Below are 9,293 nucleotides of genomic sequence, written 5' to 3' on the forward strand. Positions count from 1 at the left end.
ACCATGGACTAAGAAAATTTAGAACAGTTGTAAATAGAAAACGTTCCAAAATCTGAACTGCACCCCAAAAGTTAGAGGTTAACTCTAATTTTTGAGGTGCTTTTCTTGTAAGGTCAAGACACAAAGACAAGATTGAAATTTATCTTTTGCAATGATATGAAGGAGTTGGTTCTATATTTTGTTTTATCAATACTAGTTTGAATGTTATTCGAGAATTTGTAGGACATTTTGAGGATGGTAAGGAGATAGTGAAAATCTATCTTCATGTAATACAAAAAGGAAAACGTAAGATTGAACAGGCTATGCTAGATTTAGCAGAAATTATCATTTGATTTATTTTAATCAGTTAAAATTCAGTTATTTTGTCAAAAACAAAAGAAAAAAGCCTTTGAAACGTTGATTTCATAGGCTTTCTGTATATTGTCTTATTTAACTTCAGTAAGTAATACTCAAAATCTATTTTAGTTGCTATAAACCTCATCAAATCAACGTTTTTTAGGTGTTGAATTTAACAAGAAGGTCAATGGTTGCCAAAAAGGTTGCCATGCGCGTTAAGTAGTCAATTCTGCTATCTTACTTAGATAGATATCTACCGCCTGAGTTTGACTTTTTGGAGAAAGTTCAGCATATATGTCCATGGTAGTCTTGATAGACTTATGTCCCATACGAACCTGTAGTTCTTTCCAATTCATACCAGCATTTAGCATCATTGAAGCGTGTGTATGACGGAATAAATGGAAACCATAATCTGGTAGGCTGGCTTCTTTTAATCGCTTTTTGAGAGTCGTACGTTCGTTTCTATCGCACATGTAATTGCCATAAATGGTGGGAAAAATTAACTTACTTTTTGAAAGACCGTTTTTCTTGAAATAGAGGTTCATTTCGTCATGAAAATTCTGAAGTTGTTCAATAATCTGATATGGGACAGCTATTCGTCTGTTGCCAGAATCAGATTTTGGTGTATTTTTACAAACGACCTCCCCCTTCAAACCTAACTTGGGTTTTGCATTTTTCCAGACCAGAGTTTTGTTAACTATTATTTCGGAAGTCTCAAAATCAAGGTCAAAGATGGTTAGAGCTAGTAATTCATTGATTCGCATACCTGAAGCAAGTAGGCTATCACAGATTACCTTGAATCGTCGATTAGCTCTAGTATTAGGGAGGTTATTAACGGTACTTAACCAGGTACTTAAATCATCATCATGGAGAACCATGATGCGTTTTTGATTGCTTTTAGGTTTTGGAGGTATCTTGATAGATTGAGCAGGATTATATTTGAGGTCAAAATGTGTTATTCCAAAATCAAAAATTTCACTCAATTTATGGGCGATTGCTCCGAAATCTTTCGCATTTCCTTTTTTAGCTCGTTTGAAACCAGCCTCAACAGACTTTTTAGATTTTTTGGCAAGCTCGTTAATCCAGTTTTGTATATAGGATGAAGTGATTTTCTCAGGCTGATATTGTCCGAATTTGGGTAGAATATAGGTATCAAGATAATTTCTTACACGGTTTAGGGTATTATCTGAACTAACCCAAGTTTCGTAGTTCGAAAACCATAACTCGGATAAATCTGCCAAGGTAGTGATAGTCACAACCACTTTTCTTGTTGACCCACCTTCTTCAAAATCAATTTTAGCTTGAATAATTTTACGGTCTAAAGAACGTAGAGTTTTAGCTGTCACAGTTGTTTTTACAGGTTTTCCAGTCTTGCTATCTAATCCTAGATAGATACTCTTTGCGGAATAGCTAATTTCTCCATTATCTTTCGTTCTTTTTAAGATACTTTTTCCCTTATGGATAATTTTTTCTGTATTCATTGTTACTCTTTTCAATCAATCGAAGAATGAAAAAAGCTAAAATAGACTGTATCACTCACTTTCTTTTTTGATACTCCTATTTTAACATATTTCGGTGCTAATTGTTACTTAAAAAATCTACAACGCCATCAATATGATAGTAAACGGTTCGAGTTCCCTCTATGGGAGGCTCTAATCGTTTAAGACCCTTGTTTTCCCATGATTTTAAGGTATTGGGAGAAATATTTAGCAGAGAAAGAAGTTCTTTCTGTGTGTAGATACCTAACTTACTTTTTTCATTATTTAAGTGCTTCAGCAACTCAATAATAGTATGAAGCAGGAGTTCTATTTGTTTTAATTCAAGATTATTGTGTGACATATTATCCTCACTTTCTTTACTACATGAAATATGAGATAATGAGCAGTAGGGATAGCTACTGCTTATCTCTAAGTACCTATTTGCTACTACTTTTTGCTTTGGTCGGCTTGGAAGTAGTAGCTTTTTTCTTTTTGTTGCTGATAGGATTCATGGAGTGATGAAAAGCATCCTTTTCAAAGATATAGGTCAGCTTTTCTCTGTTCCACTTATCAAATAAATAAGCGTGTTGTTCAATTTGCTGTAACGAATACTTGTCGAAGTCGTCAGGGCTATAAGTTATTGATTTATATTGAAAACTACCGTCATCTTCCGTAGTTTTGAAATGGTAGATTACTGCGGTAAGCCTACGCTTTAATTGTTCATAGGGATCAATCTCACATTGTTTTTCAGCAACCATTAAGTTATAAGCGTACCTAGGTGTAAAAATAGAAGCAATGTGGATTTCGTTCCAAAGTGCTATTGTGTTGGTATAGCGGGCATGAAGTTGAGCTGGGTAAATATCGGTTACTTTTAAGAACTCTTTGTATACCATTCCTTTGAATTCATCCATAAAAAGGATAGGTTCAGCACAATAGAGGTCAAGACCGCCATTATCAAAATCTGTCCAAACGTATACATTATCCCGTCCATACTTTTGTTTTAACTGAACTTGTATATGAGACTTTCCAGTGCCACTATCCCCAACGTGCCAGATAACCTTTAGATTTTTAGTATCAGGAGTCTGAGATAATCTGTGTTGGAAGAAATGTTCACGAATCATCTTGGAATATTTACGAAATTCCAGATTACTCCTCATAATCTCTTCAGGGGTAGCACCGTGTTCAATTTGATGTTGAATAAAATTTAAGTCTGATCTAAATCCTTGATTTCCAGCTCTCAGTTCGCCATGAATTTTCATAGGAACAATAATAGTGTGGGATTTTTCTTGATGCTCTCCTGTTTTTTCGAGATAAGCAATAACTTCTTCTTTTGTCCCACGAGTGAGTTCAGCATGAATAGTAGGATATAGTTTCTGTAAAGCAGAGAAGCGAAAGGCTTGCTTATCCTCTAAAATCATGTGGCAGTGATGAACCCCATTGTCACCAATTTCATAGTTTACAGCACACACAACGTTTTCGTTGCGAGCAATCCAACGTTCCATTAAGAAATCAACAACTTCTTCTGGGCTCAGTGGTTCATCGGTATCTGGGAGAGCCTTGCGGAACTCTTGGATTCTTTTTTTAGTTTTATCTTTGTACTTGTCGCTATCAAAGAAAACTGATTTCTTATCGAATAGTTTATCGACGTTGTTAAGTACACAGCAGAATGAATTAGCACGAAAGTCAGATGAAACATTAAAATTTGTCATGATTTTTCTCCTTTGTCATTTATACTTGTGACACGTTTTTTAACTTAGAACCTCTTTATTTATAAGTTTTTGACAATTTTGTCACTTTGTCATAAAGTTCGGGGTAATACTATCCCGAACTAGCCAGCAAAGCTGGCGAGGCTGATGCTAACCCTTCGCCTAAGGGCTACGGGCAACAGCCTCATCACTTGATGGAAAACCTCGACTAAGTAAGTCGGTTATTAGTTGTTCAGCCTTATTCATATCTCGTATGCTATATGTTCTAGCTTCAATTACTGGTTGCCCATCAAACTGAATGTTAACCTCGCCTTGTCCTTTATTGCGATTGACTTCATCATCAGGGAAAAGCATCTGTTTAGCTTGAGGACTTAGTCTGCCAATAGAAATTTTAGAAGCAAAGTTCTCCCTTCCCCCAGCTGGAAAAATAGAAGCATCAATTCTCTGACAGATACATATGAGGTGATAATTGACTTGCCGAGAAAGGCGTAACAAATTGCCTACTTTTTGTAAGAACTCCTCTTTTTGAGCTTTATTAGAGATGCTCTCTACGGTACTCTGATATTCTTCAAATACCAAAAAGAAGGGGGAGTACTTTTGGTTAGGATTGTTTCTGCGGTTCTCAAAGACGCTATAAGCTTTGTCGAAACCATGATAGACATTATCTCCTAGAAAAATATTTTCAAAATCTCGCCATTGCCAGTAATCTATACCTTGTTTATAGTCCATTATTACGCAAAAGCTAGCTGATAAATGCAAATTTATAACACTAAGAAGATACTTGATGAAGTATGACTTTCCACTATTAGTTGGCGCAGAAATCAGCATATGAGGCCACCGAGTCATATCCCAAGTGATAGGCTTATTACTCCCCTCTTGTCGTAAGATTTTTAGTTCAATTGACATCAGACTTCCCCTTCTTCGTTATACAGTGCTTTAGGTTGCCCATGTTCCAAGTGATTTAATACATCTTTTGATACCAAATTCAGTTTTAATTTCAAAAAGGGTTCTACCTCTACCATATTGAATAGAATATCAAGATTATCATCATAGGAACGAACAGTCTGACGAAGTTGCATTTTCCATTCATCAAACTCTTTTGAGTCTGGTAAGCTCGACAACCAAAGATAAAAATTAGTCCCTTCTTGTTGTATCCCATTAGGATAGCGAATTGTGTTTAGGTGTGAGCTAAGTTTGCTAGCTTGATGTATCAGCTCAGTATAAAAATCTGAGTAGTAATTTCTCTCGTCAAGTCCGATTTGCAATGTTTTCAACCACTTTTGAAGTTGAAAGTTAGTGTTTTGGATTGCTTGAGGTAGTAGTTGATTAGAGGGCAGTGTATAAATAAGTATGATGGTATTTATAAAAACAAGGCCTAAGTATGGAACTAATAAAATAGCTATAAAATAAACTACTAGCTGTATAACTGGTATCATAAATTATTATCTCCTACAAAATCTTTGCCGTATTTTAACAAAAAATATATGCGCAAATTTCCATCAGTCCACGGTACGAAGTCGTAAAAAATTACTTCTCCATAAGGGTAACTATTTACTAGTTTAGAAGCTTGCTTATATAGTTTCTGAGCATGTTGGCGCTGCTTACTAAGTATCGAAGGATTCTCTCTATGCTTTAACAGTAGCGAATTACTCTTAATAGCGTAGGCGGGCACTAGAGCTTCTAAAGTGAGATAGCTACAACTAGTGTATGATGAAAATTCAAATTTATTAGTCAACTTGATACGGTCTTCGATATCTAGATTTACGGATTGATCTAGTCCTAGTACAATCAAAACCTTATAAGCTTCGTTTACAAGTGAACTATTTGTTAGTGTAGGTGCAACAGTTAACATATCTGTAAATACTGATTTCATAAAAAATCTCCTTAAAATAATTTTAATTGTGTAATACGGATAAAAATTGGATATTTGGTGCTCTAGCCCTTTTAAAAATCATAGTTACTACTCCTCTACACTTGCTTTCTCGGCTTTAATTGATAATGCAGCTCTACCATTTGACAAATACGGGGAGAATGTTACTTCTTCTAGTCTAAGAGTGACCTTTTCGTCTAAGTATGTACTATACTCAGAAACAGTGGAATTAGCAATCTTAATTGTTCTAGTGATATGCTTCCCATTAGGATTACGGAAACCGACATCAATTTTAACGTTTCCAGTAGCTGATTTTGTTTCAAAATCAATCTCAGGACTAACCCCTAAAATTGCAACAGTTACAAGAATCACTTTACAAAACATTATTGTTTTCCTCTAGCCCGAAGAACCTTTAAATTGCTTGCTGGGACTTATTAAGCAATCGAGTATTATTACAGTTATAGACGCTAAATTAACGTGAATTGTACATTGGAATCACCTCCGTTTTAATTGATGATGTAATTCTACCATGTTACATAGTTCACAAAGTTTATTTCTTCCCCATCATATAAGTTAATTATTTGTTATAATTGTATTATTACTGGGTATACTAGGGGGAATTGATATGCAACAAAAAATTTCATGTTTTGAAGTGTTGGAGGAATTATATGAAAATCATTGCGAGTTTAGAACAGAATTAGAGAAGATAAAATTTGATATTACTATCTTGAAGAAATATATTCATTTATGGCAGAGCTACAGTCTCTTAAAAAAAAATTCAAGATTTATTTTTGCCTAGGAGATTTAGAGGTAGTAATAGTGGATTTATTGAAGATTATAAAAAAGATGAACATAAGGAATGGAAATCATTTGCAGCAAAAGGGACTACAAAGTTTATACTTTCTTTAGTTTTTCAGGAGACACGAGAAAAAACAGAAAAAATTAGTGATATGCTCCAAGATGACACTGATGATTTCATTGATAATTTCTTTGAAGATAAAGAAGAAAAGTTGCAAGAAATGCATTTATCAGAAGAGGATAAAGAGTTAATTAAAGAGTCTCTCGTGGTTGTTAAAGACTATAGTGAACTCACAGGAACACCTAGATATGATATTTTTGAATGTGATATTTCTCAGCTGAACATTATGAAACTCTATTTATTAAAGTTTCTTATTTATCTAGAAGAAAAAGATAACTGGGATTTAAGTTACGAAGAATTAGAAAGTTATTTAAATCCAGAAAACATGTTAGAACCACTAGAAGAAATGACATATAGAATAGTTACATCTGATAGTGATACTGAAGTTCAGAAAAATCTGATGGGAATTAGTTTTGTGCTTGCAAAACTTCGTATGGGAATTACTGATTCTGTAGCCTTACAGACAAGAGCTGTAACTAAAGCTAAAGGAAGTAAAAATTTGTTAAATTTTTCTACAAATATGAATTTAAAAGAGTTATCGGAAGAAAATAAAAATCTTCAAAAAGAGCTTGAGGATTTATTGAAGCCATTGTTGAGTAGTCAGCTTATTCGAACTCGCTTGTATGAATGCTATTTTGAGCGTCGAGGAAATTTACAAATTTAGAAAAATAAAAAAGCCAAGTCTAAAAATGACTTGGCTTACTCTATTTGCTTTACTATATCCCTGAGAGCTTTTATTGTTGGCTCTCTTTTTTCTTTAGGAAGATTTTCAATATCTTCAATGAGTTTAGTAAACTCTACTTCTCGCTCTTGTGTTTCTACATTAAAGAAGGTGCTGACATCCACATTAAGTGCATGTATTATTTTCTCGATAGTATCGATTTTAACATTTAACTCTTTACTCTCTAAACGATAAATATAATTAAAACCTAACTCTGCCTTTTCTGCAAGGGCTTCTTGCGTCATTCCTTTTTTCAGTCTTAAATGTCTGATTTGTTTAGCTACAAACTCTTTTAAGCTATTATTCTTAGTCATTGCAATACCTCTCTACTATCATACAAGGTTATTCTCTGAGAGTTACCACCTGTAAAAGACTGATTTTAAAACAAAAATAATATACAAAAGACTGTGAAATGTGGTAAAATATCAATGAAACAGTCTTTTAAGATAGTTAATCAAAAAGGAGTTTATATTATGTTAAAAAACGATGTTAAAGGTCATGGTACCATTAAGAAGCTACGCACTGGAGCAGTTGTATCTGTATTGACTACTTCAATGCTTGTAGGTGGGGTAGTAAGTGCTGAAGAGGTTGTCACTGGTACTGAGTCTACTTCGGTTGAGGTGGTTGCTGAAAACAAAGTAACTGATGCCCAGGTGTCTGAAGCTAAGTCTGAAGCAGACCAAGCTAACCAAGCGGTTACAGAACAAGAAGCAGTTGTAGGTGGTTTGGAAGAAACTATTGCTACGGGTGAATCTACGGTTTCTGATTTGAATACTCAAATTGAAGAAGCTAACAAGGTTACACCTGAAGTAGTGGCAGATGCTAAAAATGATGCTGATGCTAAGTCTGATGCATTGGTTACAGCTAATGAAACTGTAGAAACTGCTACAAACTCTGCAAATGCAACAGCAGAAGCAGTAACTGTTCAAGAGGGTGTCGTATCTGATGCTGATGCTAATGCTCAAAAAACTGCAAGTGCGGTTGCTGATGCTGAGAAGAAAGTAGCAGACCTTTCAGGTACTACAGATACAACTCAACTTCAGAAAGATGTAAACACTCTTACTGAAACTGTTGCTAAAGACACTACTGACTTGGCAGAAGCTAAACAGGCTCTTCAGTCTGCACAGTTGGCTGAAACCGACAAGGCTCAAGCTATCACAACTCAAGAAGGGGTAGTAGCATCTAAAGAAGCTGATGTTGACTCAACTGCAAGTGCTTTGGCAAATGCAACTAAAGCGAAGTCAGATGCTGAAAAAGAAGTATCTACAACTAAATCAGCTCTTGATACTGCTAAGGCAGGTACTACTGTAACGACAGGTACTACAGAAACACCTTATTTTAAGGACTCTGTGGGGTATGCTCCAGAGTTGTCTGATGCTTACCTTGATGCAATTAAGGCTCTTTATGAGGGAACAGGTACTACTTCAGGTGTACGTTCTGCCATTAACTCGGCTTATACTTCTGAAGAGACTGGTGTTTCTGCAACTACACTTCGTAATTACAATTCAACAGGTACTCGTTTTGTAGAGGGCGAGTTTGTACCTTATGGCTCAGAGGACACAGATTCTACTGTAATCGTAGACTTTAACAATCTCACTACTGAACAAAGTAAGGAACTTTCTCTTTATGCAGCAACTATTATTAACGATTTGCGTGCTAAGTTGGGAACTTCTAAGCTTGCCGTGACAGATACTTCTGTTGCTTTAGCAGTAGCTTTGATGCAAAAAGAACAGTATTTCTATACCGTAAATACTTGGAGTGGTGAGAAAAATACCACCACTTACACTAAACCGCTCTCAGAGAATTTAGCATCTTCTGAAACAGAGATTGGCGTAACTGGTGGAACTTCTACAGCAGTTCAAGGCAAGCTAATTCCTACTTTTTCTTCTGTAGATGTGAATAATCTTACTATGGGGGATTTGAAGTTACTGGTGTATCAAGGTATCGTAAATTCTTTGATGGGTTCTTCAGAGTCTACAACTTCCCCTACAACTTATGCTAGTGCTTTCTCTATTCTAGGTTTAGACGGTACTCAAAACGTTGCCCTGGGGGTAGATTTGGCTCATGAGTATGCTCAGGGCAAACCTAATAGTTTCTTTACAACATTTGTATTTACTCCTGTTGCTACTAATATTACAACTAAAACAGTAGTAGATGAATCAGCAGTCGCAGCAGCTCAATCAGCTTATGATACTGCTTTGGATAATGCCCAAACAGCAAATGTAGCTTACCAAAATGCAAATACTGCATATGTTAATGCACA

Annotated in this window: 11 protein-coding genes; 3 read left to right on the forward strand and 8 right to left on the reverse strand. The window is 35.4% G+C overall.

From position 1 onward, the window contains the following. Positions 1-551 precede the first annotated feature (551 nt). The 7 genes from ODU50_RS05205 to ODU50_RS05235 all read right to left on the reverse strand — a co-directional run bounded on the left by ODU50_RS05205 (position 552) and on the right by ODU50_RS05235 (position 5,774). Positions 552-1,817 carry a tyrosine-type recombinase/integrase gene (locus ODU50_RS05205; protein ID WP_398581348.1) on the reverse strand — a complete coding sequence of 422 codons (1,266 nt, stop codon included), beginning with the start codon at positions 1,815-1,817 and terminating at the stop codon, positions 552-554. Positions 1,818-1,914: 97 nt separating this feature from the next. After that, a complete protein-coding gene (locus tag ODU50_RS05210; protein ID WP_105105766.1) occupies positions 1,915-2,175 on the reverse strand; it encodes a MerR family transcriptional regulator in 261 nt (86 codons plus the stop codon). Positions 2,176-2,251: 76 nt separating this feature from the next. Then, on the reverse strand, positions 2,252-3,523 hold the full coding sequence (locus tag ODU50_RS05215) for a replication protein RepA (RefSeq protein WP_105105767.1): 1,272 nt from the start codon (positions 3,521-3,523) through the stop codon (positions 2,252-2,254). Positions 3,524-3,682: 159 nt separating this feature from the next. Then, positions 3,683-4,426, reverse strand: a complete 744-nt coding sequence (locus tag ODU50_RS05220) for a hypothetical protein (protein WP_105105768.1) — start codon at positions 4,424-4,426, stop codon at positions 3,683-3,685. Then, positions 4,426-4,956 carry a hypothetical protein gene (locus tag ODU50_RS05225; RefSeq protein WP_105121575.1) on the reverse strand — a complete coding sequence of 177 codons (531 nt, stop codon included), beginning with the start codon at positions 4,954-4,956 and terminating at the stop codon, positions 4,426-4,428. The genes ODU50_RS05220 and ODU50_RS05225 overlap by 1 nt, the downstream gene beginning before the upstream one ends. Beyond that, the gene (locus ODU50_RS05230; RefSeq protein WP_105121574.1) at positions 4,953-5,393 is read right to left on the reverse strand and encodes a hypothetical protein; all 441 of its coding nucleotides are present in this window, start codon (positions 5,391-5,393) and stop codon (positions 4,953-4,955) included. Before ODU50_RS05230 ends, ODU50_RS05225 begins: the two co-directional genes overlap by 4 nt. A gap of 87 nt (positions 5,394-5,480) precedes the next feature. Then, positions 5,481-5,774, reverse strand: a complete 294-nt coding sequence (locus tag ODU50_RS05235) for a hypothetical protein (RefSeq protein WP_105121573.1) — start codon at positions 5,772-5,774, stop codon at positions 5,481-5,483. Positions 5,775-6,015: 241 nt separating this feature from the next. On the opposite strand from ODU50_RS05235, the gene ODU50_RS05240 reads away from it, so the two are divergent. Continuing rightward, positions 6,016-6,189: a hypothetical protein gene (locus ODU50_RS05240; protein ID WP_238145632.1), complete on the forward strand. Its 174-nt coding sequence runs from the start codon at positions 6,016-6,018 to the stop codon at positions 6,187-6,189. After that, complete coding sequence (locus ODU50_RS05245; RefSeq protein ID WP_238145631.1) at positions 6,182-6,973, forward strand: hypothetical protein; 792 nt, start codon at positions 6,182-6,184, stop codon at positions 6,971-6,973. The genes ODU50_RS05240 and ODU50_RS05245 overlap by 8 nt, the downstream gene beginning before the upstream one ends. 35 nt (positions 6,974-7,008) lie before the next feature. Here ODU50_RS05245 and ODU50_RS05250 read toward each other — a convergent pair whose 3' ends face one another. Further along, the gene (locus ODU50_RS05250; protein ID WP_105121572.1) at positions 7,009-7,344 is read right to left on the reverse strand and encodes a helix-turn-helix domain-containing protein; all 336 of its coding nucleotides are present in this window, start codon (positions 7,342-7,344) and stop codon (positions 7,009-7,011) included. Between the two features lie 159 nt (positions 7,345-7,503). On the opposite strand from ODU50_RS05250, the gene ODU50_RS05255 reads away from it, so the two are divergent. Then, positions 7,504-9,293: SEC10/PgrA surface exclusion domain-containing protein (locus ODU50_RS05255; RefSeq protein ID WP_398581349.1), on the forward strand; the 1,790-nt coding region annotated here is incomplete at its 3' end.

The organism is Streptococcus sp. 2020WUSS084 (assembly GCF_044427445.1).
GTDB lineage: Bacteria > Bacillota > Bacilli > Lactobacillales > Streptococcaceae > Streptococcus > Streptococcus suis.

Bases quoted from the DNA above. Each gene is read 5' to 3' on its own strand.
- ODU50_RS05220 (WP_105105768.1), bottom strand. From the start codon at position 4,426: ATGTCAATTGAACTAAAAATCTTACGACAAGAGGGGAGTAATAAGCCT.
- ODU50_RS05250 (WP_105121572.1), bottom strand. From the start codon at position 7,344: ATGACTAAGAATAATAGCTTAAAAGAGTTTGTAGCTAAACAAATCAGA.
- ODU50_RS05215 (WP_105105767.1), bottom strand. From the start codon at position 3,523: ATGACAAATTTTAATGTTTCATCTGACTTTCGTGCTAATTCATTCTGC.
- ODU50_RS05230 (WP_105121574.1), bottom strand. From the start codon at position 5,393: ATGAAATCAGTATTTACAGATATGTTAACTGTTGCACCTACACTAACA.
- ODU50_RS05225 (WP_105121575.1), bottom strand. From the start codon at position 4,956: ATGATACCAGTTATACAGCTAGTAGTTTATTTTATAGCTATTTTATTA.
- ODU50_RS05235 (WP_105121573.1), bottom strand. From the start codon at position 5,774: ATGTTTTGTAAAGTGATTCTTGTAACTGTTGCAATTTTAGGGGTTAGT.
- ODU50_RS05210 (WP_105105766.1), bottom strand. From the start codon at position 2,175: ATGTCACACAATAATCTTGAATTAAAACAAATAGAACTCCTGCTTCAT.
- ODU50_RS05240 (WP_238145632.1), top strand. From the start codon at position 6,016: ATGCAACAAAAAATTTCATGTTTTGAAGTGTTGGAGGAATTATATGAA.
- ODU50_RS05205 (WP_398581348.1), bottom strand. From the start codon at position 1,817: ATGAATACAGAAAAAATTATCCATAAGGGAAAAAGTATCTTAAAAAGA.